A 23,943-nucleotide genomic window follows, 5' to 3' on the forward strand; every position below is an offset into this window, starting at 1 on the left:
CGACATCGCCGGAAAACGTGGGAGGAGGTCAGATCGGGACGGCCTCGTCGGCGCGTACCGCCTGGTTTTCCGCTCGGGCGATGGGCCCGGCGGGCAGCGCGGCGACCGCGGCCCCGACGGCCACCGCCGCGCCCGCGAAGACGAAGGCCCACGGCACGCCGCCCGCGTGGTCCACGATCAGGCCGGCCACCGCGCCGCCGGCGGCGCTCGCCGCCACGGCCACCGTGACCACCCAGGTGTACGCCTCGTTCAGCATGCCCGCCGGGGCGATCCGGCCGACCAGGGTGTTCTCCAGGGTCAGCGCCGGAGCGATGGTGGCTCCACCGACGACCAGGGCGACGCCCAGCGCCAGCGGCGTGGGCATGACCGCGAACACCACGAACGTGCCGGCCAGCGCGGCGAGCAGCAGGGCGAACTGGCGGGTCATGTTCGGCGAGGGCCGGCGGACGCCGAACCAGAAGCCGCCGATTGCGCTGCCGACCCCCCAGACCGCCAGCAGCAGCCCGGCGAGGCTCTCCGGGTCGTCGGTGGTGGCGTTGCCGGCGTACGCGGGGACGATCACACCGGCGGCACCGAACGCGATGCCCAGTCCGGCGACGCAGAGCAGCAGGGCTCCGAAGCCGGCGACCCGCAGCGGGCCGAGCCCGCGGGCGTGGTGTTCGCGGGGGTGGGGACGCCAGGCGCGCATCACCCGGCCGAGGGCGACGGCGACGGTGCCGACCAGGGTGACGACCGCCGCACCGATCAGCGCGGCCGCCGCGTCGGCGACCAGGACGAACCCGGCCACGAGCAGCGGGCCGAGCACGAACACGATCTCGAACAGCGAGGTCTCCGCCGCGAGGGCGGTGTTGCGCAGGGCGTACCGGCCGGAGGCGGGGCTGGTCAGGTCGTTCCAGGCGCCGCGGATGGCGGCGGTCAGCGGCGGGTACGTCGCGCCCGCGACACCGGCCGTCAGGTAGATGGCGGCGAGGGCGTCGTCGCCGGAGCGGCTGGCCAGCAGCAGCCCGGTGAGCGCCAACGGGTGGGCCACGGCGGTGACCAGCAGCACCGGGCTCGGACCGACCCGGTCGGCTATCCGACCGGCGATCGGGCTGAGCGCGGCACCGGCGACGGCGTAGATGCCGCCCGCGATGGCGGCCAGGGAGTAGCGCCCGGTCACCTGCTCGACCACCAGCAGCAGCGCCAGCGGCGTCATGCCGATGCCGAGCCGCCCGATGATGCCGGTGACCAGCAGGATCGGCGCACCGGGGATCCGCCAGACAGCCAGGTACTGGCGCAGTGCGGCCACGAGGTGTACCTCCGCTGAGACAGGTAACGGGTAAAAGCCCTGTCGACCCTAACGCCCGAGGTCAGGCCGTGGATGGTCGATCCGCTCACAGCAGCGCGGAGGCCGGGACTGACCGAGCGGTCACAAAGGGGGTAGGTTGCTGATCGAATTGGGTCCATACGCCGGCACCGCACGATGAGGCAGGAGGTCCGATGTCCGGGACTACCACCGCACCTCTGCGAGTCGAGATCTATTCGCTGTACGGCGACGCCAAGCCCAGTGAGGCCGCCTCGCCCAGCCTGCGCGGCTCCCTGCCCGCCCGGGCCGTCCAACAGTGCCCGCCGGTCGCCGCCGCCTCGGGATTCGGCTGGTACGTCTACCCGCCAACCGACTTCGCGCTGCGCTGGGACGGGCAGGACACCGAGTGGACCCTGCTGGCGGAGAACGAGCCGGCCCACTGGCGTTCGCTCGCCGGCGGTTACGACGGCAAACTGCCGGACGCGGCCGGCCAGTTGCGGGCGGCGCCCGAGCAGTTCCACGGTGACCTGGACATCTTCGACAGGTACGGCGCGAGCATCCCGTTCCTCGATGCCGACCCGCGCGCCGCCAACACGGTCGAGCTGGTCACCGGCGTGGTGGCGCGTACGTCACCGGGCTGGTGCCTCATCGCCCGGGGCGTGCCGAACTGGCCGGCCCAGCGCGGCGTGCAGCTCTACGAGGGCGTGGTCGAGACCGACTGGTACACCTCGCTGCTGCCCACCATCCTGCGGCTCACCGAGGCGGGGCAGGTGGTGCGCTTCTACCGGAACATCCCGCTCATGTGCCTGCAACCGGTGCACCGGTCGACACTGGAAGCCTTCCGGCAGGCCGAACTGGTCACCGGGGAGGGCCTGCCGGCGTGGCCGGAGGACGTCTGGTCGGACTTCGTGGCGCTGCGCCGCCGCCGCCAGGACCCGGAGATCCGCAGCAGCTACCGCCGGGAACAGGCCCGCCGGGTCCGGGAGAACGCCGCCTACCAGCCGATCGGGGTAGTGGAAGCCGACCAGCCGACCTGATGCCCGACACCGACGCACAGCTCACACCGTCGCCCGGCTACCGGGCGCTGTTCCGGCATCCGGTCGCCTCCCGGCTGGTGATCGCCCGGGGCATCTCGGAGCTGGGTGACTTCGTGGGCCTGGCCGCGCTGCTGCTGCTCGCGTACGACCAGACGAACTCCGTCCTCGGCCCGGCCGCGGTCTACGCCGCGCGTACCCTGCCGGCCCTGCTGGTCGCCACGGTCTTCAGCGGCTGGCTGGACGTGCCGGCCCGCCGTACCCTGCTGGTCTGGCTGTCCGTGGTCGGCGCCGCGCTGATCGCCGTGCCCGCGGCGGTCCCCGAGCCGCTGCCGGCGATCGTGGCGGCGGGCCTGCTGGGCGCGGTGCGGGCCGCGTACGCGAGCGTCAACGTCGCCGTCGTCGCCGAGGCGGTGGACGCCCCGCTGCGGCTGCCGCTCTTCGGCCTCAGCGCCTTCGCCAACCAGGCGGGCCAGGTGGTCGGCCTGCTCGCGGGGGCCAGTCTGACGGTGGCCCTCGGTTCCCGGGTGGCGCTGCTGATCGACCTGGGGTCGTTCCTGGTCGCCGCTGTCGTCCTGGCCGGACTGCCGAAGCGCCCCCACCGGGTACGCGGGCCGCGTCCACCGGCGACCGCGGGCGTGCGCATCATCGCCCGCCATCCGGTGCTGCGGCGCGTCGCACTGCTCACCCTGGGCACGGTGCTGTCCGGCGCGCTGCCGGAGACCCTCGCCCCGGATCTGGCCGGCGGGGCCTGGCGGCCCGCCGTGCTGGCGGCGTCGGCGCTGGGTGGTGCGATCTTCGTGCTGGTGGTGGGCCGGTCCCGCTGGATGGGCCGGCTCACCGGTCAGGTGACCGTCGCCGCGGCGCTGGCCGGTGCGCTGGTGCTGACCGGCGTCCTGGTCGCCGTCGACGCGCCGCTGGGGGCGCTGACGGTCGGCAACGCCCTGATCGGCGCGGGTGGTTGTTGGTTGATCGGGGCGCAGGCCACGTTCGCCCGGTTGGCCCCGCCGGAACGGATGGGGCAGGTCGAGGCGACGATCGTCGCGGCGAACATCGTCACCTCGGGGGTCGGTATCTTCCTGCTGGGTGGGGTGGCCGCCGTGGTCTCGCCCGCCGCGTCGTACCTCACGGCGGGCGTCGTCCTGCTCGCCGTCGTGCTGCTGACCCGTCCGGACCGGCTGACCACACCGGAGTGACCGGGAAACGACTCCACCCGCGTCCAGGCGCGGACGCGGGTGGAGTACGGGGTTCGGCGGGTCAGCGCTGGAACTGGACCGGCCCCGAGTTGGCGGCCATCCGCTCCAGCCGGGCGACCCGGTCCTCCATCTTCGGGTGGGTGGAGAAGAGCGCGGCCACCGCGCCACCGGCGAACGGGTTGGCGATCATCAGGTGGGCGCTGCTGGTCAGCGTGCCCTGGGCGGGCAGCGGGCGTCGCCGGGCCACGGCGTCGATCTTGCGCAGGGCGCTGGCCAGGGCCAGCGGGTCCCGGCTCAGCTCGGCGCCCGACTGGTCGGCCTGGAACTCGCGGCTGCGGCTGATCGCCAACTGGATCACGGTGGCCGCGATCGGGCCGAGGATCAGGGTCAGCAGCAGGACGGCCGGGTTCGGCGAGTCCTCGTCGTCCCCGCCGCCCAGCGGGATGAACCAGGCGATGTTCGCCAGGAACGTGATGATGCCGGCCAGACCGGCCGCGACGCTGGAGATCAGGATGTCCCGGTTGTAGACGTGGGACAGCTCGTGCCCGATCACGCCGCGCAGCTCCCGGTAGTCCAGGATCTCGGTGATGCCCTGGGTCACGCAGACCGCCGCGTGCTGCGGGTTACGCCCCGTCGCGAACGCGTTGGGCTGCGCGGTCGGGCTCACGTACAGACGGGGCATCGGCTGCCGGGCCTCAGCCGCCAGTTCGCGCACCATCCGGTAGAGCTCGGGGAACTGTGCCTCGCTGACCGGTTGCGCCCGCATCGAGCGCAGCGCGATCTTGTCGGAGTAGAAGTAGGAAATGCCGTTCATGACCAGTGAGATGAGGACGGCGATGACCAGGCCGCCACTGCCGCCGAACCCGTAGCCCACCGCGAGGATCAGCGCGGTGAGCAGGCCGAGCAGCGCGGCGGTCTTCAGACGGTTGTGGTGCACGATCTCTCCTTCGGTGCGCGGATCGCCTCGACCCGCTGACCGGTACAACAACCCGATACCCGTCAACCATCCATCGGAACGCTGAGAGTTGACTGAGACCCGCTCAGCGGGCGGCGAGGTCCAGCACCAGCTGCGGGGCGACGCCGAGCACCACGGCGGCCACCGTGGTCACCGCCAGCACCACGGCCACCACACCCACCAGGGGTACGGCCACCGCGCCGTCCCCGGCCGGCGCGGGCGTCGGCGTCCACAGGCCGGCGGTCACCCGCAGGTAGTAGGCGAGCCCGAGCACCGCGTTCAGCGCCACCACCAGCGCCAACCAGGCCGCGCCGCCGTCCAGTAGTGACCGGACCACCGTCACCTTCGCGAACAGACCGGCCAGGCCCGGCGGCAGTCCCGCCAGACCCACCAGCGCGAGGCCCAGGGCAGCGCCGCGCCACGGGTGCCGGCGCGCGGCCCCGCGCAGGTCGGCCAGCGTGCCGCCGTCCGCCCCCACCGGGCGCAGCGCGGTGACCCCGGCGAACGCCGCCAGCTCCAGCACCACGAAGAACACCGCGTACGCCACGGCGGCGGCGTACACGGCCGATCGCGCCTCGCCCGTGCGTCCGGCGGCCAACGCCAGCGCACCCAGCGGGGCGAGGATGTAACCGGCCTGCGCGACCGAGGACCAGGCGAGCAGCCGGACGGTACGCCGCTGACGCAGCGCCACCAGGTTGCCGACGGTCATCGTGAGGACCGCCAGCAGGGCGAGCACCGGACCGGTCCGGTCCGCCGGCAGCGCCCGCTGCACCACGGCCAGCACCGCCACCAGGCCGCCCAGCTTCGACGCCGTCGACAGGTACGCGGCCACCGGCAGCGGGGCGCCGTCGTAGGTCGCCGGCGCCCAGGCGTGGAACGGCACCGCCGCCACCTTGAAGGCCAGCCCGAGCAGCAGCAGCGTCACGGCGGCGGTGGTCAGCGGCAGGTCCCGCAGCTCCGGCCGATCGGCCAGCAGCGCGCCCACCCGATCGAGGTGCAGCCCGCCGGTCACCGCGTACAGCAGCGCCGCGCCGAGCAGCGTCAGCGTGGTGGCCACCACGCTGACCACGAAGAACGTCACCGCCGCCTCGGCGCTGGCCAGGCTGCCCCGGCGCAGACCCACCAGCACGTACAGCGGCAGGGTCAGCGTCTCCAACGCCACGATCAGGGTGATCAGGTCGCCGGCCGCGCCGAGCACCACGCCGCCGGTCATCGAGCAGGCGAGCAGGAAGGCGTACTCCCCCACCGGCGACCGGCCGGCCCGCAACGCCGGTACCGACAGCCCGAGCACGCCCAGGGTGAGCAGGGCCACCACCGCGCCGACCAGGGCCGCCCGGCCACCGAAGATCCATGAGCAGTCCACGCCGGCGCAGAACGTCCGCCGCTCGCCGCCCGCACCGACCAGCGCCGAAGTGACGGCGGTGCCGAGCGCCCCCAGCGCGGCCACCGCGACCGTGGCGCGCGGCCGCGCCAGCACCAGGTCGACCACCAGCACGAGTACGGCGGTGCCGGCGGCCAGGTACGCCGGCAGCAGCGCGACGCTGTCCACGCTCTGCACGACGCTCATCGGTCCGCTCCCGGTCGCCGCGCGCTTCTCGTGCTCACCTGTGGATCACCTCGACGAGGGCGTCGACGGGCGCCTCGGCGACGCCGAGGACCAGCGCCGGAACCAGGCCGATCGCCAGCGCGAGCAGCACCAGCGGCGCCCACGCGGTCACCTCCGCGCCGGCCAGTCCCGCGCCGACACCGCCCACCGCGGTGCTCGGCCGGCCGTGGGTGACCTGGCGCAACAACCGCAGGAAGTACGCGGCCGTGAGCGCGCCACCGACCGCCGCCAGCACCCCGAGGGTCAGCCACAGCGGGCCGCCCACTCCGATCGCCGCGACCACCGCGAACGCCTCCCCCCAGAAGCCGGCCAACCCGGGCAGGCCCAGCGACGCGACGGCCGCGAACGCCAGCAGACCGGCGAGGCGGGGCGCGGTCTCCCGCAGCCCGGACAGGTCGGCGAGCACACCCGTACCGGTGCGGTCCTTCACGGCCCCGGCCAGGAAGAACAGCAGGCCGGTGACGACGCCGTGCGCCACGTTGCCGATCAGGGCCGCCTGGATGCCGGTGGCGGTCAGCGTGGCGACGCCCAGCAGGACGAAGCCCATGTGCCCCACGCTTGAGTACGCGATGAGCCGCTTCACCTCGACCTGCGCCAGGCAGACCAGCGAGCCGACCAGGATCGCGGCGACCGCCAGCACGCCGAGCACCGGGGCGGCCCAGCGGGCGCCCTCCGGGGCGACCCCCACGGCGACCCGGATCAGCCCGTACGTGCCCATCTTGAGCAGCACCCCCGCCAGCACCACGCTGCCCACCGTCGGGGCCTGCGTGTGCGCGTCGGGCAGCCACGAGTGCAGCGGCCAGAGTGGACTCTTCACCGCGAACGCGAGCGCCAGCAGCGTGAACGCGGCCAACTGGGTGCTCCGGGACAGTCCGGCCCCGCCGGTCAGGGCCACGATGTCGGCGGTGCCCGCGGCCGCGACCACGACGTACACGCCGACCAGCAGCAGCACCGAACCCACGAGCGTGTAGAGCACGAACTTGCGGCCCGCCCGACGCCGGTCCGCGCCGCCCCAGCCCGCGATGATCGCGTACATCGGCAGCAGGACGACCTCGAAGAAGAGGAAGAACAGCACCAGGTCCAGGGCGAGGAACGTGCCGAGGATGCCCACCTCGACGACCAGCAGCAGCGCCACCAGCGCCCGGCCGCTGCCGCCGTCGGGCACCCGCCACTGCGTGTACCCGCAGCAGAGCAGCGTGAGCAGCGCCGTCAACACCACCAGCGGCCAGGAGATGCCGTCGACACCGAGGTGGAATCGCAGCTCCAGGCCGGACGCCCAGGGCAGGTCCAGCTCGTGCCAGGGGCGCACCGCGGGCGTACCGGCCGACCAGGTGAACCAGCCCCGCCCACCGGACACCAACGCCACGGCGGCCAGCAGGGTCAGCGCCGCCGCGACCGTGCCGACGATCCGCGCCACCCGGTCCCGGGGTGTCGCCGCCACCGCGACCGCGCCCAGCGCCGGCAGCGCCAGCACGGCGACGAGCAACACCTGTCCCACCGTCATGACATCGCCCCCAGCACGGCGGCCGCCAGGCCGATCAGCAGCGCGCCGGCCAGCACACCGGCGGCGGCCCGGGGCAGCGCCGCCCGGTGCAACGCGGCCAACCCGGCCCCCAGGCCCGTGGCGGCCCGGCCGCTGCCCTCCACGACCCCGTCCACCACCACCTCGTCGCCGGTACGCGCGAGTCGGGCCAGCGCCCGGACGGGGCGTACGACAAGGGTGTGCTGGACGTCGTCGAGCCGGAACGCGCGGGCGAAGACCGGCCGCAGCGGACCCAGCGCGGTCGCCGGATCGGCGGCAGTGTCCCGACGCCAGCGCGCCCACACCAGCCCCGCGCCCACCAGCAGCAGCGCCAGCGGCAGCAGCAGCCCCGGCCCGAGGTGCACCAGGCCGTCCTCCGCGCCCGCGACCGGCACCGTGGCGAACCGCAGCCGGTCGGCGAACGCGCCGACGAACCCGGCCAGGCCCAGCAGCGCGGCCGGCACGGCCAGCAGCAGCACCGGCCAGCGCAGCACCGCCGACGGGTCGTGCGGGCGCACCAGCGGCAGCCGGGTCTCGCCGAAGAAGGCCCGCAGCAGCAGCCGACCCGCGTACCAGGCGGTGATCGCCACGCCGAGCAGTCCGGCCAGCCAGACCAGCCAGCCCACCCACGACGGCGCGGGACCGGTGCCCTCCAGCGCCGCCGACTCGGCGACGGTCAGCACACCGTCCTTGCTCCAGAAGCCGGACAGCGGCGGCACCCCGGCGAGCGCGCCGAGACCGATCACCGTGCACCAGAACGTCACCGGCATGCTCCGGCGCAGCCCACCCATCTCCGACATCAGCGTGGTGCCCACCGCGTGGATCACCGCACCGGCGGCCAGGAACAGCAACGCCTTGAACGCGGCGTGGGTGAGCAGGTGGAACAGCGCCGCCGACGGCGAGCCGACCGCCAGCGCGCCGGTCATGTAACCCAGTTGGCTGACGGTCGACCAGGCCAGCACCCGCTTGATGTCGTCCTGCGCGGTGGCGGCGAGCGCCCCGAGCAGCAGGGTGATCGCGGCGAGCACCCCGAGCACCGTCAACGTCACCGGCGCGGCCGTGAACAGCGGGTAAAGCCGGGTCACCGCGTACACCCCGGCGGCGACCATCGTCGCGGCATGGATCAGCGCGGAGATCGGCGTCGGGCCGGCCATCGCGTCCGGCAGCCAGGTGTGCAGCGGGAACTGCGCGCTCTTGCCGGCCACCCCGGCGAGCAGCAGCAGGCCGGCGGCGGTCAGGGTCGTGGTGGAGTGGTCGTGCGCGAGCACGTCGGAGATCCGGAAGCTGCCCGTCGAGACACCCAGCAGCGCGATGCCGAGCAGGAACCCGACGTCCCCGACCCGCGTCACCAGGAAGGCCTTCATGGCGGCGGCCGGTGCGCCCGCGAGCCGGCGGTCGTGGGCGATCAACAGGTACGAGCAGAGGCCCATCACCTCCCACCCCACCAGCAGCATGATCAGGTCACCGGCGACCACCACCAGCAGCATCGCCGCGGTGAAGAGACTGATCTGGGCGGCGTACGGCGGGTAGCGGTGGTCGACGTCGACGTCGTCGTGGGGACCGCGCCGCAGGTAGCCGATCGAGTAGACCTGCACGGCCAGCGCCACCGCGGCGACCGCCACGGCGACCAGCGCGGCCGCGCCGTCCAGGCGTATCCCGAGGGTCACCGCCAGCCCGCCGAAGTCGACCCAGGTCGTCGACGTCTCCGTCGGCCCGTCGACGGTCAGCAGCAGCGCGACGGCCAGCGCCAGGGCACCAGCCGCGCCGGTGACGCCGAGCGCGACGGCAGCCTGCCGGGCCCGGCCACCGCCGGTCGTGTCGCCATGACGTGGGGCCGGCGACAGCAGCAGCCCGGCCAGGCCGGCGAGCAGCGGTACGGCGGGCAGCGCCGCCCCGAGCAGCCCGGTCACCGGCCGGCCTCCACGTCCAGGACGGCCGGCTCGCGCCCGTCGACGGTCTGCGCCGGTTCGGTCAACGCCACGTCGTCCACCGCCACCGTGGACCGCAGGCGGTAGAGCTGGAGCACGATCGCCAAGCCCACACCGATCTCGGCGGCGGCGAGCACGATGACGAAGAGCGCGAACACCTGCCCGGAGTGCGGCAGCACCGCGCGGACCGTGGTGTCCGCGGTGACCAGGATCAGGTTCACCGCGTTGAGCATCAACTCGACCGACATCAGCACCAGCACGGCGTTACGTCGACGCAGCACGCCGTACCCGCCGAGGCCGAACAGCAGCGCGGCGGTGACGTACGGGATGACCGGCCTCACCGACGCCCCCCGGCGGCCAGTTCGTCGGCCGGCGCGGGCACGTCCTCGGTACGGCGGCCGATGTCGGGGCGGGACAGCACCACCGCGCCGACCAGGGCGGACAGCAACAGGACGGAGAGCACCTCGAACGGCAGCACCCAGGAGGCGAAGATCTGCTCCCCCAACCGCTCGGCCGTGCCCGCGTCGGGCAGCGTGACGGTGCTCCACCGGTACGCGTCGACCAAGAGCACGCTCAGCCCCAGTCCGGCGCCGCCACCGATCAGCGCGGCGGGCCAGCCGGGCCGGTCCAGGTCGTCGGACGCCCCGATCGGGGCCCGCGTCAGCATCACCGCGAACAGCAGCAGCACCACCACCGCGCCCACATAGATCAGCACCTGGACCCAGGCGACCAACTCCGCGCCGAGCACCAGATAGTCGCCGGCCAGCGCGCCCAGACACACCACCAGGTAGAGCCCCGCCCGGACCAGGTGCTTGGTGGTCACCACCAGCGCACCGGCACCGACCGCCACCGCGCCCAACGCGAGCAGCAGCAGATCCGCGCCGGTCACCGGGCCGCCCCCACGGCTCGGGCGGTCACGACGCCGGGCTCTCGTCGCCGGGGCGTACCGCCGGTGCGATCGACCGCGCGGCCTTGCGCGCGGCGGCGGTCTCCTCCTTGGCCGGCTCGCCGTTGGGATCGTGCGCGGGCGGCGGCGGAACCGTCGCCATCCACTGACCCAGGTGGTCCTTGTCGTGCAGCAGATCCTTGATGTCGTACTCGGCGTACTCGAACTCGGGCGACCAGTAGAGCGCGTCGAACGGGCAGACCTCGATGCAGATGCCGCAGTACATGCAGAGCGAGAAGTCGATGTCGAACCGGTCGAGCACATTGCGCTGGCGGGGGCGGGCGGCGCCGGGCACCGCCACCTCCTCCTTGTGTGAGTCGATGTAGATGCACCAGTCCGGGCACTCGCGGGCGCAGAGCATGCAGACCGTGCAGTTCTCCTCGGACAGCGCGATCACCCCACGCGAGCGCGGCGGCAGCTCGGGGGCGACGTCCGGGTACTGCTGGGTGGTCGAGCGGCTGGCCATCGTCTTGAGGGTGACCGCCAGCCCCTTCACCAGGCCGGCCCCGGGCAGGCCGCGCTCGCTGGCGCCGCCGGCCGGATCGCCATGCTCGCTGGAAACGGTCATGTGGACCATCCTGCCCTGTGGCCCCGGCGCGCGCGACCACCACCCACAGGTCGGCGGCGGTACCGTGGTCGCGGGGAGAACGACGCACCGGAAAGGACCCGTCGATGACCGCCGCGCTGCACGACGACGTTCCGCCGCCGGGCGAGTGGACGACCGACGCCTTGGACGCCCTACCCGACGACGGCCGCCCACGCCCCGAACTCCTGGACGGAAACCTGCTCATGTCGCCCTCCCCCAAGCGACTCCACCAGTCCATCGCGCTCCTGCTGGGCTCGGCCATGCTGGAGAGCTGCCCGAGCGACCTCGACGTGACGCAGGGTGTCGAGGTACGCATTTCGCGAAAGCGCTCCTTCATCCCCGATCTGCTGGTCACCTACCTCGACGCCGCGCAGCGGAATCCGTCGCACTATTTGCCGGATCAAGTTCTTCTGGTGGTTGAGATCGTTTCAGAGGGATCCCGCAGCATCGATCGTGTGCTCAAACCGGCCCTCTACGCCGAGGCGGACATCCCATACTTCTGGCGGATAGAAACCGAGGCGGGCATCGTCGTGCACAGCTACAAACTCGACGCCATGAAGCAGGTCTACGTCGAGCAGGACCGGCTCACCGACGGGATCCTCGTGCCGGAGCCGTGGGAGATAGACATTCCGCTGGAGCGGATCACGCCGCGGAGCCGCTGAGACCGCCGGCCGGCGGCACCATCTCGACGCCGAGCTGCTGGAGGAGCTGGAGCAGCTCGTTGCAGCTCCACACCTCGATGATCCGGCCGACGGTGTCGAAGCGCAGGAACGTCGCCCCGGAGTAGCTGACCACCTGGCCGGTCGGCGGCACCGGCCCGAACTGCCCGGCGTGCGTACCGGCGGCCCGCCAGTGCACGGCCACCCGCTCACCGGCGGCCACCACGTCGACGATCTTGTAGCGGAGGTCCGGGAAGGCCATCCGGCGCTCGCGGTGCCAGGCCAGCGTCGCCTCCGGGCCCGTCCCACCGAGCCCCGGACACTCCTCGGCGATCAGCTCGTACGCCGACTCGTCGCGACGCGCGTTCCACACGTCGGCGATGAGACGCCGGGCCGCCGCCTCCACATCCGTCATGACGGCAGGGTAGCCGGCCGGCTAACGGCGAGCGGGGACCACAGGTGTTTGGCACGCCCTTTGCTCTGCTTCAACGGAGGCAACACTTCTGGCTGCCAACTATCGCCTTGGGTGAAGCAGAGCAAAGGGCGTGGGGGCGGTGGGGCCACCCGGCGAGCGGACGGACGGCCGGCCCGAAGCTCGACGGCCCGAAGCTCGACGTCAGGCCCGCGGGCAAGGTTCGCTCGTGCCGCGCCGGACCACCGTGAATCGGCGAGGATGGGCGGTGAGGGCAACCGGAGCGCGAAGGGCGGACGACGTGGCGCAGACAGGCGGGAAGTACGTCGAGCCGGGTGGCGAGTTCACCCGGGATCAGCGGTACATCGCCACGCGGATCACCGCGGACGGGCGGGACGGCTACCCGGTGGAGCCCGGCCGGTACCGGTTGGCGGTCAGTCGAGCCTGCCCGTGGGCCAACCGCCTCATCATCGTGCGGCGGCTGCTCGGCCTGGAGGACGCCATCTCGATGGCGATCGCCGGCCCGACGCACGACGCGCGCAGCTGGACCTTCGACCTCGACCCGGGTGGGCGCGACCCGGTGCTCGGCATCGAACGCCTCCAGGAGGCGTTCTTCGCGCGCTTCCCCGACTACGACCGGGGCATCACCGTGCCGGCGATGGTGGACGTGCCCACCGGGCAGGTGGTGACCAACGACTACGCGCAGATGAGCCTGGACCTGTCCACCGAATGGACCCCGTACCACCGCGAGGGCGCCCCGCAGCTCTACCCCGAACACCTGCGCGAGCAGATCGACGAGGTCAACCAGGTGGTGTTCCGCGACGTCAACAACGGCGTGTACCGGTGCGGGTTCGCCGGCAGCCAGGAGGCGTACGACAAGGCGTACCACCGACTGTTCGACCGGCTGGACTGGTTGACCGAGCGGCTGACCAACCAGCGGTACCTGGTCGGCGACACCATCACCGAAGCCGACGTACGGCTGTTCACCACGCTGGCCCGTTTCGACCCCGTCTACCACGGACACTTCAAGTGCAACCGGCAGAAGCTCAGCGAGATGCCGGTGCTGTGGGCGTACGCCCGGGACCTGTTCCAGACTCCCGGGTTCGGCGACACCATCGACTTCGACCACATCAAGCGGCACTACTACCAGGTGCACCGCGACATCAACCCGACGGGAATCGTGCCGCTCGGCCCGGACCTGTCCAACTGGCTCACCCCGCACGGCCGGGAGGAACTCGGCGGCCGCCCCTTCGGCGACGGCACCCCACCCCCACCCCCGGCCGAACCGGTAGACCCCCAACACACCCCGCTACCCTGACCCACCAACCCACCAACCCACCCACCCACGCCCAGCCCCACCCGCGCCCGCGCCCGCGCCCGCGCCCGCGCCCGCGATCTTGCACTTTCTGTCGTCGATCTGCGCGGAATGCCCCTTGTGTCGCCGCAGTAAGTGCAAGATCGCGGACGACCACGGCACAGCCTTGTCGATCACGGAGTTATGGTGCCGGGTTTGGGGGACTCAGGGGTGCTTTGGCCCCACCACAAGTCCATGATCGACGTGGCGAGGGGAGGGCGGGGCGGGGGAGGCGGGGCGGGGCGGCGGCGCGAGGGCCCGGGGGGGCGGGGGCGGGTTATAGGGCTATGCGGACTGCTGCGGTCAGGACCAGTTGGGCCAGGGAGGCCGGGACCAGGACCAGCCAGCAGAGGCGTTGGAGTTGGTCCTCGCGCAGGCGGGGGTAGGAGACCCGGAGCCAGATGATCACGAAGGCCACGGCGGCGATCTTGAGCAGTGTCCAGAGCCAGCCGAGCTGATCGTCGGCGAACGGTCCCTGCCAGCCGCCCAGGAACAGCACGGTGGTGAGCGCGGCGATCACCACGATGCCGACGTACTCGGCGAGCAGGAAGAACGCGAACCGCAGACCCGTGTACTCGGTCATGTAGCCGAAGACCAGCTCCGAGTCGGCCACCGGCATGTCGAACGGCGGCCGGCGGATCTCGGCCAGACCCGCGACGAAGAAGATGATCATCGCGGGCGCCTGCCAGAGCAGCCACCAGGGCTGCCACGCCGCGACGATGCCGGACAGGCTGAGCGTGCCCGCCGCCATCGCCACCGAGGCGGCGGCCAACACCAGCGGCAGCTCGTAGCCGAGGAGCTGGGCGGCCCCGCGCAACCCGCCGAGCAAGCTGTACTTGTTGGCCGACGCCCACGCCGACATCAACACCGCCACCACACCGATGCCGACGACGGCCAGCACGAAGAACAGGCCGATGTCCAACGGTTGCCCGACCAGGTCGTTCGGGCCGAGCGGAATGACCAGCAGCACCAGCAGATAGGGCACCAGCGCCACCGCGGGGGCCAACCGGAACACCGCCCGGTCCGCCTCGCGCGGGGTGATGTCCTCCTTCTGCACGAACTTCACACCGTCCGCCACGAGCTGCGCCCAGCCGTGGAAGCCGCCCGCGTACATCGGACCGAGCCGGCCCTGCATGTGCGCCATCACCTTGTGTTCGGCCTGCCCGACCAGCAACGGCAGGGTGAGGAACGCGACCACCACGCCGCCGATCCGGAGCACCAGCTCCACCCAGAGCGGCATCAGCGCGTACCCCCGTCGTCGTCGCTGTCGTCGCCCGCCGCCGGGTCCGCGACCGGCTGCGGCCGCGCGGCCCCCGCCGGGCCGTCGGTAGCGCCGGCAGCCCGGGGAGTACGCGCCGGACGGGCCCCCGGAGCGGGCCGCGCCGGACGGTCACCGGCCGGGCGGGCCGGGGTGCCGCCGCGCGGCCCCTCCCCCACGCCACCCGCACCGGCCGGGGTGGGCGTCGTCCCCCACTCGCCCGGGGCGGGCACACCCGGCGGGCGGATCGGTCGACGGCCGCCGCCGGCCTCCGATTCACCCGGTTCCTTCGCTCCCGGCCAGGGCTTGGCCACCCGGGAGGCGAGCACGAACTCCTTGCGTAGTGGATTGCCCTCGAACTCCGGCGGCAGCAGCAGCGGTCGCAGCTCACCGTGCCCGGCGAAGTCGACGCCGAACATCTCGTGGGTTTCCCGCTCGTGCCAGGCGGCACCGGGGAAGATGTCCACCACCGAGGCCACCGAGGGCGCGTCGCGGGGCACCCGGGTGCGCAGCAGCACGCCGTGCCGCAGCCGCGTCGACCAGAGGTGCGCGACCACGTCGAAGCCCTCGGCCAACTCGTCGACCGCCGACAGCCAGTCGAAGAAGTCGCAGGCCAGCTCGGTGTCGTCGCGGGCGGCGCGGACAGCGGCCGACCAACTCGCCGCAGGTACGTCGACGGTGGCCCGGGCGAACCGCTGCCCGCCGGAGACCGACGCGGTCGCCTCGACCGGCGCGAGCAGCGCGACCAGCCGAGCGCCGACCTCTTCTGACGTCATGCCGCTGATCCTAGGGTCTGTTTCACCAGGGGCGTCGAGCCGAGGCGGAGTCCAGGGGGCGATCCGGCAGGGCGCGGCGGGCGACCAGTGCTCCCGGAACAGACCCCGGCCGCGGGGTACCGACCCGGGCCTCGGGTGCGTGACCGACCACCGGTGATCTGGCGGCTTTACCGGCGGTTGTCCCGCCCACGGGGAAAGATGAGGGCGTGCGCGCTGTGACGGTGGAACCCGGGCAAGCCAACTCGCTGAGCCTCGTCGAGGATCAGCCGGAGCCGGCGTCCGGGGAGGGCGCCGTCCTGGTCGAGGCGCTGGCCGTGGGCATCTGCGGCACCGACCACGAGATCATCGCCGGTGACTACGGCGAGGCGCCGCCGGGCGCGGACCGGCTGGTGATCGGGCACGAGTCGCTGGGCCGGGTGCTCGAGGACCCGACCGGCACCGTGCAACCCGGCGACCTGGTGGCCGGTATCGTCCGGCATCCCGACCCGGTGCCCTGCCCCAACTGCGCCGTCGGCGAGTGGGACATGTGCCGCAACGGGCTGTACACCGAGCACGGCATCAAGGCGCTGCCCGGTTTCGCCCGGGACCGTTGGCGGATCGAGCCGCAGTTCGCGGTCAAGCTCGATCCGGCGCTGGGCCAGGTCGGCGTGCTGTTGGAGCCGACCAGCGTGGTGGCCAAGGCGTGGGACCACATCGAACGGATCGGGCATCGGGCCGAGTGGCAGCCACAGACCGTCCTGGTGACCGGGGCCGGGCCGATCGGGCTGCTGGCGGCGCTGCTCGGCGCCCAGCGCGGGCTGACCGTGCACGTGCTGGACCGGGCCACCGACGGGCCGAAGCCGGAGCTGGTCGCCGGGCTGGGCGCGACCTACCACACGGTGCCGGTCACCGACCTGCCCTTCGAGCCGGACGTGGTGATCGAGTGCACCGGCGCTCCCACGGTGGTCCTGGACGTCATGTGCAAGGCCGCGCCCAACGGGATCGTCTGCCTGGCCGGGGTGTCCAGCGGCGGCCGCAGCATCGACTTCGACGCCGGGGCGCTGAACCGGGCGCTGGTGCTGGAGAACAACGTGGTGTTCGGCTCGGTGAACGCCAACCGGCGGCACTGGAACATGGCAGCTCAGGCGCTCTCGCGCGCCGACCAGGTGTGGCTCTCCTCCCTGATCACCCGGCGGGTGCCGGTGAACAGGTACGCCGACGCGTACACCCCCGGGCCGGACGACATCAAGGTGGTCCTGGAGTTCGCCTCGTAGACGGTCAGATCCCCGGTAGCCGGCCGTTGCGGAACAGGTCCACGAAGAGCTGGTGATCCTGCCGGGCGCGCACCCCGTACGCGTGCGCGAAGTCCACCAGGTGGGTGACGAACCCCGGCTCGTCGGCGTCCACGGCCGTGACGATCGCCTCCTCGGTGGAGTAGTCCACGAGGTCGTGGCTGGACTCGTCGTCGGCGACCGAGTGCATCCGGGCCACCGCCCGGCCGAGGTCGGCCAGCACCCCGGTCAGCTCGTCCGGCTCGTTGACGTCGGACCAGTCCAGATCGGCGGCGTACGGGGAGACCTCGGCGACCAGTTGACCCGCCCCGTCCAGCTCGGTGTAGCCCAGCCACGGGTCGGCGTGCGCCTGCAACGCGCGCTGCGACTCGGCGGTCCGGTGACCCTGGTGCCGGAAGTAGCCGGCCACCGACTCGTCGATGCTGTAGCGGGCCACCGCCGGCACCTGCGCCTGCTTCATGTAGATCACCACGTCGTTCTCCAGCGCCTGGGTGTGCCCCTCGAGCAGCAGGTTGTACGACGGCAGCCCCGCCGAGCCGATGCCCACGCCCTTGCGCAGCACCACGTCCTTGATCCGGGCGGCCCCCGGACGCAGCCGGGCGGTGGCGGCGGGCAGCGTGCCCAGGTACTCCTCGAAGGCGGCGAGCACCCTGCTCCGGGTCGTCGCGTCGACCTCGAAGATGCCGTCGCCGACGGAGAACCGCCGCTCGTAGTTGTCGACGGTGGTCTGTGCGGCGAGCAGGTCGACCCTCGTGTTGAGGCGGGCCTGCTGGAGCACCCGGCGCAGTACCCCGTCGGCGTTGTCCAGGGTGATCGATCCGATGGCGTCGTCCCCACCGGCGGCGATCGCCCGCAACTCGGTCAGGTAGGCGCGGGCGAAGCCGGTGACCAGCTCGCCGATGACCGTGTCGGAGAGGGCCTTGCTGTAGCCGAGCAGCGCCACGCTGGCCACGAACCGCCGCAGGTCCCAGGTGAACGGCCCGACGTACGCCTCGTCGAAGTCGTTGACGTTGAACACCAGCTGCCCGGAGGCGTTCATGTACGTGCCGAAGTTCTCCGCGTGCAGGTCGCCGTGGATCCACACCCGGCCGGTCCGCTCGTCGAGGAACCGGTCGTCGGCGAAGTCGCCCCGCTGGTCGGCGTAGAACAGCGCGGCGCTGCCCCGGTAGAAGGCGAACGGCGACGCGGCCATCTTGCGGAACTTGCGGCGGAAGGCCGCCGGGTCGACCGCCATCGACGCACCGAACTCCGCGCTGAGCACGTCGATGATGTGGTCCGAGCGCTGGTCCCCTGAGCTGCTCATGGTCCGCACGCTAGCGGGCCGGGTCCAGCCCTCGGGGTCAACTCGCGGTGGGTGGGCGTACGGGTGGGGCCGTGAGGGAGTCGACCGAGCGCGGGGCGCTGGCCTCGGCCGGCGCGGCGAGCAGGTCCCGCTGCGGCACGCCGCCGATCCCGGACTGCTCGGCCGCGATCTTCTCCTGTAGGCGCAGGATGCCGTGCAGCAGCGCCTCCGGGCGGGGCGGGCAGCCGGGCACGTAGACGTCGACCGGGATGAGCTGGTCGACGCCCTTGGTGACCGAGTACGAGTCCCAGTAGGGGCCGCCGCAGTTGGAGCACGCGCCGAACGAGATGACGTACTTCGGCTCGGGCATCTGGTCGTAGAGCCGCTTGATGGCCGGGGCCATCTTGTCGGTCACCGTGCCGGAGACGACCATGAGATCGGCCTGTCGGGGACCGTGGGCGAACGGGATCACGCCGAGTCGGATGAAGTCGTGCCGGCCCATGCTGGTGGCGATGAACTCGATCGCGCAGCAGGCCAGGCCGAAATTGAACACCCAGAGCGAGTAGCGGCGCCCCCAGTTCAGCACGAACCGGATCGGCTCACCGAGCACTGCCGGTAGCTGCACGGACGTCCCCTCTCCTCACCTCACAGTGAATCACAGCCGGCTGTCACGGACCGGACAGGCAACCCCACCGGCTTCGAGCGCAACCGGCGGGCACGGCCGAGTGTGTGACCGGTGCTGGCGAACACGCCGCCTGCGGCCACCACGGGGAGGACGAGTGCTTGTGACAGGAGAAGTACGGGTGGGCGGGCCGCCCCCCGACCCGCCGGGAAGCCCTCTCCCCGCGACCGCCGAACTGGTCTTCGACGACTTCTACCACGCCCACTTCCGATCGCTGGTGGTGCAGCTCACCGCGTACACGGGTGATCGTGGGCAGGCGCAGGACCTGGTCCAGGAGGCGTTCTGCCGGGCGTACGCCCACTGGGGTCGGCTCGCCCGGTACGACGACCCGCTGGCCTGGGTACGCCGGGTCGCCTGGAACCTCGGCCACAACCGCTGGCGACGGCTGCGGACCGCGCAGGCCTGGCTGCTGCGGCAACGGGAGACACACGTCGCCGAACCGAGCCCGGACCGCGTCGCCCTCGACACCGCGTTGGCCAAGTTGCCACCCAAACAACGCCGGGCCGTCGTGCTGCACTACCTCGCCGACCTGACGGTCGCCGAGATCGCCGCCCAGGAACGGGTCGCGGAGGGGACCGTCAAGTCCTGGCTGCACCGGGGACGGGCGGCCCTCGCGACGCACCTGCGCGACACCACCGAGGAGGTGCGAGATGTCTGAGCAGGAGATCCTCGACCTCGCCGAAGAATTCGCCCACTACCGCCGTACCGTGCTGGCGGAGGTCGAGGTGCCCGGGCCCGCCGCCGTGCGGCGGACCGCACGGCTACGCGGCCGTCGCCGGCTGGGCACCTACACCGCGACGGCGCTCGCGCTGTTCGGCGGAGCCGCCGTCGGGTACGCGGCGATGAACGGCCCCGATCGCGAGCCGGGCCCGGTCGACCCCACGCCGACCATCTCCGCCTCGCCCACGCCGAGCAGCTCGGCGAGCCCGGCCCCCAGCCCGTCCGTGACGAGCGGCAGCCCGACCGCCACCCCACCGGGCGGGAAGATCAGCCGAGCCCAACTGCTGGGCGCGTCGGTGACCCTGCCGGCGTGGCGCGCCGGCTCGGGCTGCGCCACCTCGGGCATCCGGCTCAGCGGGAACGACCGCGAGGGGGCCAACTGGCTGCTGGCGTTCGACCAGGGGGACGTCGACGGGGACGGCGTCCAGGAGGCGGTGGCCCTGGTGCAGTGCGTGCGCGGCAGTGGCGGGCCCATGCAGGTGGTCGCCTTCGACCGCGACCAGCAGGGCAGGATCGTCACGCTGGGCCGGGTGGTCGCGACGAGCAACGACGAGCCGCAGTGGCTGTTCGCCCTCGACGTGGTGGACGACGGCACGGTACGGGTGCAGGTCGGCGACATCGCGCCCGGTGGTGGCTGGCCCGCTGAGTGGTCACAGCGACAGTGGCGGGGCTACCGCTTCAAGGGCGGGTCCTTCGCGCAGGTCTCCGGCCCGACGAGCTTCGGGCCGAACCCGCACGACGTCAACCTCGTCGTCAGCGCCACGAACCTGGTGCTGACCGACGCGCCCGACGGCTCCCGCACCGGCACGATCACCGTGCGCGTCCGCAACGGGGGCAACGAACCCGCCGCCTACGTGGCCCTGCGGCTCGGCCTGCCGGAGGCGGTCCGTCCGGACGGCGCCGGCTGGGCGGCCTGCCGCGACGACCCGGCGAAGACTGGGTCGCCGGTGACCTGCGACCTGAACCAGCTCGGGGCCGGCAAGGAGGTCCGGCTCACGCTGGGCTTCCGGGTCGCCTCGGGCGTCACGGTCGGCACCGGGAAGGCAGACGTGGACGCCCGCCCGATGAACGCGAGCTTCGACTTCGTGGAGGAGGTCTACGACCCCGACAACACGGTGGTGATCACCTACCGGTGAGGTCACGTCCGGTGCCCCACCCCGAACGGGGGTGGGGCACCGGCGTTCACTCGCCCGAACCCCAGTCGGGGCGTTGCAGGAGCCCGACGAACTCGACCAGCAGCCTCTCGCGCAGCGCCGGCGGGGCGGCGTCGAGCAGCGTGTTCACGACCGCCATCCGGTCCGGCAGCGGACCGGTGGTGTCGCCGCCACCGCCCAGGCCCAGCCCGGCGGCCAGTCCAGCCACCACATCCGGCGTCAGGGCCTCGGGGGTGAGAGCGCCGAGCAGGGACGCCAGCTCGGCGGGCAACCGCACCGGGCCGCTCGCGAGGGCCGCCGTCACCGCGGCAACCAGATCCGGGCCGAACTCGGCCACCCGGGGTGCGACCGAGGCGGTCACCGTGAGATGCACACTGGCCGGCAGATCGGCGTACGACAGCTGGGGCTGGGTGTGCCAGCCACGGGCGGTCAACTCGTCGACCAGGACGAAGAGGTCGGGGCCGCCCTCGGTGGCGGTGAAGCAGACCACCGTGGACTCCGGCTCGGCCATCAGCCGTAGCCCGTCGACGGCGCGGACCGCGTCGGCCAGGGCCGCGACCGCGTCCCGGGTGGTGGCGGCCAACCGCAGGTAGCCGGCGTCGCCGAGGTGTCGCAGGGTGGCGTACGCGGCGGCGATCGGTCCGCCCGAGCGGGTCGAGGCGATCACCGGGTTGATCATCGTGTAGCCGGGCCAGTCGGCGTACGCGAAGTACTGCGGCGCGCGTCCGGCGGCGTCCCGGTGCAGCAGCACCGACACGCCCTTCGGCGCGTACGCGTACTTGTGCAGGTCGACCGAGATGGACGTGACGCCGGGGACGGTGAAGTCGAACGCCGGCACCGGCTCGCCGAGGCGACGCAGGTACGGCAGGGCCCAACCGCCGAAGCAGGCGTCGACGTGGCAGCGCACTCCGGCCTCGGCGGCGACGGCGGCGATCTCGGCGACCGGATCCACCACCCCGTGCGCGTACGAGGGCGCGGAGCAGGCGACCAGTACCGTGTCCGGTCCGATCGCGGCGGCCATCGCGGCGGGTTCGGGCCGCAGTGTGTCCGGCGGGACCGGCACCACGTCCAGCGCCACCCGCAGGTAGTGCGCCGCCTTGGCGAACGCGGCGTGCGCCGTCGACGGCACGACGATCCGGGGCTCGGCGATCTCCGGGCGGGCGTCCCGGGCCGCCTTGACGGCGAGGATCAGCGACTCGGTGCCGCCGCTGGTGACGCTGCCGACCACGTCCGGCGCGGTGGTGCCCGGGCCGCCACCGAGCACCCGGCCGGCCGCGCCGACGAGCGCGTTCTCCATGGCCAGCAGGGATGGGAACGCGGTCGGGTCGAGCCCGTTGACGTGGGCGCTCGCGGAGTGGGCGGCGGCGGCGAGGTCATCGAGCCCCGGCACCGCCGGGTCGTAGACGTAGGCGAACAGCCGCCCGCCGTGGGTGGGCCGGTCCGCCGCGCGCAGCCGCCGCACCTCGTCGAGCACCTGTTCGGCGCCGACCCCGTCCCGGGACAGCGCGCCGGCGGCAACCCTGCTCTCGTCGATCATGGAGTTGTGGTGCCCTTCTCGTGACGGTCAACGGCTTTCGTCCCCCACCACGACTCCCTGATCGACCCGGGGATCGACCCCGGGGGTGGGGGTGGGGAGGGTGTAGTGGCGAAGCAGGAGGATGGGGGGAGCGATCAGGAGAGCCGGGATCAGGGTGAAGCCGAGCAGGACGCCGAGCCTCGCCGTGTCGGACTGGACGGCGGCCGTTCCGGTGTCGGAGGAGACGTAGCCGGACACTTGCAGCACGAGCCCGTAGATGCCGGGGCCGAGCGCCAGGCCCAAGGTCTCCCCGGCGGTCCACAGGCCGGTGAACACGCCCGCCTGCCGTCGACCGGTGCGTGCCGTCTCGTACGCGATGCAGTCGGGGAGCATGGCCAGCGCGAACACCTGTTGCCCGGCGTAACCGACGCCGAGCACCGCGACCACCAGGTAGACCACGACCGGCGGCAGCACCGGGGCGGCGACCAGGGCGAACGCCCCGGCGGCGAGGATCAGTCCGGCGACGACCAGGGCGGCTCGCTTGCCCAGCCGCGCGCCGACCCGGGCCCAGAGCGGCATCACCAGCAGGGCCGGCCCGACGAAACAGGCGAAGAGCAGCGTCGGCCCGTTCCGGTCGTCGCGCAGGATCTGCCCCGCGAAGTAGTTGACCCCGGCGAGGATGGTCGCCACCCCCACGGACTGCACCACGAAGCAGATCAGCAACGCCCGGAACGGTCGGTTGGCCCCGGCCACGGCGAGCTGCGCACGCAGTGACGGTTCGCTGACGCCGACCGCACCAGCGGGTGCGGACCGGGTGCCGAGGAACGCGCCGAGCGCGCCGACGGCGATGAGCGCCGCCACGAACAGGCCCATCCAGCGGTGCCCGGGTACCCCGTCGCCGCCGGCCGTCACCACCAGCGGAGCGACCGCGCCGGAGATCAGGATGGCCAGCGCCAGCAGGGCGATCCGCCAGGTCATCAGCCGGGTGCGTTCGGTGTGGTCGTCGGTCATCTCGGCGGGCATCGCCATGTACGGGACCTGGAAGAAGGCGAACGCGGTGGCCGTGGCCAGGAAGGCGAGCGCCACGTACGTGGCGGCGGCCGGCCCGTTGTCGAACGGCGCCGCGAAGATGGCCGCGAAGAGCACGGCGAGCGCGAGACCGGCCACGAGCAGGTACGGGCGGCGTGCGCCCCAGCGTGACCGGGTGCGATCGGAGATCCGGCCGGCGACCGGGTTCACCAGCACGTCCCACGCTTTCGGCAGCAGCACCAGGAGGGCGGCCACCCCGGCGGCGACGCCGAGCGTGTCGGTCAGGTAGGGCAGCAACAGCAGGCCGGGCACGGTGCCGAACGCGCCGGTGGCCAGCGAGCCGAGCGCGTATCCGACGTGCACCGGGCGGGGCAGCCGACCGGTGGCGGGCAGGCCGGCAGCACCCGGCGGCTGGTTCATGGGGCCGAATGTTACTCACGTTATGGCGGGGGTCACATCCCCTCTCCGGGCGACCAACCGGCCGCCGCGATGTCCACCCCCGCGCCGCGCAACGGCACCCCTTCGGCCCGCAGTCGGGCCCTCGCCTCGCGCTCGTGCCCCGGTGGCAGCCGGCCGCCCGCGGTCACCACCCGATGCCAGGGCACCGAGCCACCGTGCCGGGCCATGATGGCACCCACCAGTCGCGCCGAGGAGCGACCCGAGCGTTCGGCCAGCGCGTCGGCGACCGCGCCGTACGACATCACCCGACCCTCCGGAATCCGCTCCACCAGGTCCAGCACCGCCTCGACGTACTCGTCAGGAGTCACAATCG

Annotated in this window: 23 protein-coding genes; 7 read left to right on the forward strand and 16 right to left on the reverse strand. The window is 72.9% G+C overall.

The annotated features are described in order from the left end of the window. Nucleotides 1-28: 28 nt before the first annotated feature. Entirely contained in the window at nt 29-1,288 is a 1,260-nt protein-coding gene (locus ACN269_RS16480) for an MFS transporter (RefSeq protein WP_421473257.1), read from the reverse strand. 191 nt (nt 1,289-1,479) lie between these two features. On the opposite strand from ACN269_RS16480, the gene ACN269_RS16485 reads away from it, so the two are divergent. Beyond that, the gene (locus ACN269_RS16485; RefSeq protein ID WP_421473258.1) at nt 1,480-2,322 is read left to right on the forward strand and encodes a DUF6065 family protein; all 843 of its coding nucleotides are present in this window, start codon (nt 1,480-1,482) and stop codon (nt 2,320-2,322) included. Beyond that, on the forward strand, nt 2,322-3,515 hold the full coding sequence (locus ACN269_RS16490; RefSeq protein ID WP_421473259.1) for an MFS transporter: 1,194 nt from the start codon (nt 2,322-2,324) through the stop codon (nt 3,513-3,515). Before ACN269_RS16485 ends, ACN269_RS16490 begins: the two co-directional genes overlap by 1 nt. Before the next feature lie 61 nt (nt 3,516-3,576). Here ACN269_RS16490 and htpX read toward each other — a convergent pair whose 3' ends face one another. The 7 genes from htpX to ACN269_RS16525 form a co-directional block, all read right to left on the reverse strand. Then, nucleotides 3,577-4,452, reverse strand: coding sequence for a zinc metalloprotease HtpX (gene htpX / locus ACN269_RS16495; RefSeq protein ID WP_421473260.1), 876 nt, complete (start codon nt 4,450-4,452; stop codon nt 3,577-3,579). Between the two features lie 103 nt (nt 4,453-4,555). Further along, entirely contained in the window at nt 4,556-6,037 is a 1,482-nt protein-coding gene (locus ACN269_RS16500) for an NADH-quinone oxidoreductase subunit N (RefSeq protein ID WP_421473261.1), read from the reverse strand. A gap of 34 nt (nt 6,038-6,071) precedes the next feature. Beyond that, a complete protein-coding gene (locus ACN269_RS16505) occupies nt 6,072-7,580 on the reverse strand; it encodes a complex I subunit 4 family protein (RefSeq protein WP_421473262.1) in 1,509 nt (502 codons plus the stop codon). Further along, nucleotides 7,577-9,508, reverse strand: coding sequence for an NADH-quinone oxidoreductase subunit L (locus ACN269_RS16510; RefSeq protein WP_421473263.1), 1,932 nt, complete (start codon nt 9,506-9,508; stop codon nt 7,577-7,579). The genes ACN269_RS16505 and ACN269_RS16510 overlap by 4 nt, the downstream gene beginning before the upstream one ends. Further along, nucleotides 9,505-9,867 (reverse strand): NADH-quinone oxidoreductase subunit NuoK, encoded by a 363-nt coding sequence (nuoK, locus tag ACN269_RS16515; RefSeq protein ID WP_421473264.1) that lies wholly within the window; start codon nt 9,865-9,867, stop codon nt 9,505-9,507. Before nuoK ends, ACN269_RS16510 begins: the two co-directional genes overlap by 4 nt. Continuing rightward, the gene (locus ACN269_RS16520) at nt 9,864-10,415 is read right to left on the reverse strand and encodes an NADH-quinone oxidoreductase subunit J (RefSeq protein WP_421473265.1); all 552 of its coding nucleotides are present in this window, start codon (nt 10,413-10,415) and stop codon (nt 9,864-9,866) included. Before ACN269_RS16520 ends, nuoK begins: the two co-directional genes overlap by 4 nt. 25 nt (nt 10,416-10,440) lie before the next feature. Beyond that, on the reverse strand, nt 10,441-11,049 hold the full coding sequence (locus tag ACN269_RS16525) for a NuoI/complex I 23 kDa subunit family protein (RefSeq protein WP_421473266.1): 609 nt from the start codon (nt 11,047-11,049) through the stop codon (nt 10,441-10,443). A gap of 95 nt (nt 11,050-11,144) precedes the next feature. Here ACN269_RS16525 and ACN269_RS16530 point away from each other — a divergent pair, with 95 nt between their 5' ends. Continuing rightward, complete coding sequence (locus ACN269_RS16530) at nt 11,145-11,720, forward strand: Uma2 family endonuclease (protein WP_421473267.1); 576 nt, start codon at nt 11,145-11,147, stop codon at nt 11,718-11,720. Here the strand turns inward: ACN269_RS16530 and ACN269_RS16535 are convergent. Further along, entirely contained in the window at nt 11,701-12,132 is a 432-nt protein-coding gene (locus ACN269_RS16535; RefSeq protein WP_421473268.1) for an ester cyclase, read from the reverse strand. The two genes, ACN269_RS16530 and ACN269_RS16535, sit on opposite strands and share 20 nt — an antisense overlap. A gap of 265 nt (nt 12,133-12,397) precedes the next feature. On the opposite strand from ACN269_RS16535, the gene ACN269_RS16540 reads away from it, so the two are divergent. Further along, nucleotides 12,398-13,447, forward strand: coding sequence for a glutathione S-transferase family protein (locus ACN269_RS16540; protein ID WP_421473269.1), 1,050 nt, complete (start codon nt 12,398-12,400; stop codon nt 13,445-13,447). 313 nt (nt 13,448-13,760) lie between these two features. On the opposite strand, the gene ACN269_RS16545 is transcribed toward ACN269_RS16540, so the two are convergent. Then, nucleotides 13,761-14,723: a complex I subunit 1/NuoH family protein gene (locus tag ACN269_RS16545; RefSeq protein ID WP_421473270.1), complete on the reverse strand. Its 963-nt coding sequence runs from the start codon at nt 14,721-14,723 to the stop codon at nt 13,761-13,763. Further along, nucleotides 14,723-15,517: an NADH-quinone oxidoreductase subunit C gene (locus tag ACN269_RS16550; protein ID WP_421473271.1), complete on the reverse strand. Its 795-nt coding sequence runs from the start codon at nt 15,515-15,517 to the stop codon at nt 14,723-14,725. Before ACN269_RS16550 ends, ACN269_RS16545 begins: the two co-directional genes overlap by 1 nt. Nucleotides 15,518-15,723: 206 nt before the next feature. Here ACN269_RS16550 and ACN269_RS16555 point away from each other — a divergent pair, with 206 nt between their 5' ends. Further along, nucleotides 15,724-16,770, forward strand: coding sequence for a glucose 1-dehydrogenase (locus ACN269_RS16555; protein ID WP_421473272.1), 1,047 nt, complete (start codon nt 15,724-15,726; stop codon nt 16,768-16,770). A 4-nt stretch (nt 16,771-16,774) separates the two neighbouring features. On the opposite strand, the gene ACN269_RS16560 is transcribed toward ACN269_RS16555, so the two are convergent. Together ACN269_RS16560 and ACN269_RS16565 are read right to left on the reverse strand one after the other, a co-directional pair. Beyond that, the gene (locus tag ACN269_RS16560; protein ID WP_421473273.1) at nt 16,775-18,091 is read right to left on the reverse strand and encodes a DUF2252 domain-containing protein; all 1,317 of its coding nucleotides are present in this window, start codon (nt 18,089-18,091) and stop codon (nt 16,775-16,777) included. A 37-nt stretch (nt 18,092-18,128) separates the two neighbouring features. After that, the gene (locus tag ACN269_RS16565; RefSeq protein ID WP_421473274.1) at nt 18,129-18,695 is read right to left on the reverse strand and encodes an NADH-quinone oxidoreductase subunit B; all 567 of its coding nucleotides are present in this window, start codon (nt 18,693-18,695) and stop codon (nt 18,129-18,131) included. A gap of 178 nt (nt 18,696-18,873) precedes the next feature. Here ACN269_RS16565 and ACN269_RS16570 point away from each other — a divergent pair, with 178 nt between their 5' ends. Together ACN269_RS16570 and ACN269_RS16575 are read left to right on the forward strand one after the other, a co-directional pair. Continuing rightward, nucleotides 18,874-19,410, forward strand: coding sequence for a SigE family RNA polymerase sigma factor (locus tag ACN269_RS16570; protein WP_357134126.1), 537 nt, complete (start codon nt 18,874-18,876; stop codon nt 19,408-19,410). Further along, nucleotides 19,403-20,608 carry a hypothetical protein gene (locus ACN269_RS16575; RefSeq protein WP_421473275.1) on the forward strand — a complete coding sequence of 402 codons (1,206 nt, stop codon included), beginning with the start codon at nt 19,403-19,405 and terminating at the stop codon, nt 20,606-20,608. Before ACN269_RS16570 ends, ACN269_RS16575 begins: the two co-directional genes overlap by 8 nt. A 46-nt stretch (nt 20,609-20,654) precedes the next feature. Here the strand turns inward: ACN269_RS16575 and ACN269_RS16580 are convergent, their stop codons facing one another. The 3 genes from ACN269_RS16580 to ACN269_RS16590 are packed head-to-tail and all read right to left on the reverse strand — an operon-like array spanning nt 20,655 to nt 23,938. Further along, nucleotides 20,655-22,163, reverse strand: a complete 1,509-nt coding sequence (locus ACN269_RS16580; protein WP_421473276.1) for a pyridoxal phosphate-dependent decarboxylase family protein — start codon at nt 22,161-22,163, stop codon at nt 20,655-20,657. A gap of 27 nt (nt 22,164-22,190) precedes the next feature. Next, nucleotides 22,191-23,591, reverse strand: coding sequence for an MFS transporter (locus ACN269_RS16585; protein WP_421473277.1), 1,401 nt, complete (start codon nt 23,589-23,591; stop codon nt 22,191-22,193). A gap of 32 nt (nt 23,592-23,623) precedes the next feature. Then, complete coding sequence (locus tag ACN269_RS16590) at nt 23,624-23,938, reverse strand: MGMT family protein (RefSeq protein WP_421473278.1); 315 nt, start codon at nt 23,936-23,938, stop codon at nt 23,624-23,626. Nucleotides 23,939-23,943 lie beyond the last annotated feature (5 nt).

This window comes from Micromonospora sp. WMMD736, from assembly GCF_049179015.1.
Classification (GTDB): domain Bacteria; phylum Actinomycetota; class Actinomycetes; order Mycobacteriales; family Micromonosporaceae; genus Micromonospora.

Excerpts from the sequence above, each read along its gene's own strand:
- ACN269_RS16490 (WP_421473259.1), top strand. The coding sequence starts at position 2,322 with ATGCCCGACACCGACGCACAGCTCACACCGTCGCCCGGCTACCGGGCG.
- ACN269_RS16560 (WP_421473273.1), bottom strand. The coding sequence starts at position 18,091 with ATGAGCAGCTCAGGGGACCAGCGCTCGGACCACATCATCGACGTGCTC.
- ACN269_RS16575 (WP_421473275.1), top strand. The coding sequence starts at position 19,403 with ATGTCTGAGCAGGAGATCCTCGACCTCGCCGAAGAATTCGCCCACTAC.
- ACN269_RS16500 (WP_421473261.1), bottom strand. The coding sequence starts at position 6,037 with ATGAGCGTCGTGCAGAGCGTGGACAGCGTCGCGCTGCTGCCGGCGTAC.
- ACN269_RS16585 (WP_421473277.1), bottom strand. The coding sequence starts at position 23,591 with ATGAACCAGCCGCCGGGTGCTGCCGGCCTGCCCGCCACCGGTCGGCTG.
- ACN269_RS16535 (WP_421473268.1), bottom strand. The coding sequence starts at position 12,132 with ATGACGGATGTGGAGGCGGCGGCCCGGCGTCTCATCGCCGACGTGTGG.
- ACN269_RS16525 (WP_421473266.1), bottom strand. The coding sequence starts at position 11,049 with ATGGTCCACATGACCGTTTCCAGCGAGCATGGCGATCCGGCCGGCGGC.
- ACN269_RS16485 (WP_421473258.1), top strand. The coding sequence starts at position 1,480 with ATGTCCGGGACTACCACCGCACCTCTGCGAGTCGAGATCTATTCGCTG.
- ACN269_RS16580 (WP_421473276.1), bottom strand. The coding sequence starts at position 22,163 with ATGATCGACGAGAGCAGGGTTGCCGCCGGCGCGCTGTCCCGGGACGGG.
- ACN269_RS16550 (WP_421473271.1), bottom strand. The coding sequence starts at position 15,517 with ATGACGTCAGAAGAGGTCGGCGCTCGGCTGGTCGCGCTGCTCGCGCCG.
- ACN269_RS16545 (WP_421473270.1), bottom strand. The coding sequence starts at position 14,723 with ATGCCGCTCTGGGTGGAGCTGGTGCTCCGGATCGGCGGCGTGGTGGTC.
- ACN269_RS16505 (WP_421473262.1), bottom strand. The coding sequence starts at position 7,580 with ATGACGGTGGGACAGGTGTTGCTCGTCGCCGTGCTGGCGCTGCCGGCG.
- ACN269_RS16530 (WP_421473267.1), top strand. The coding sequence starts at position 11,145 with ATGACCGCCGCGCTGCACGACGACGTTCCGCCGCCGGGCGAGTGGACG.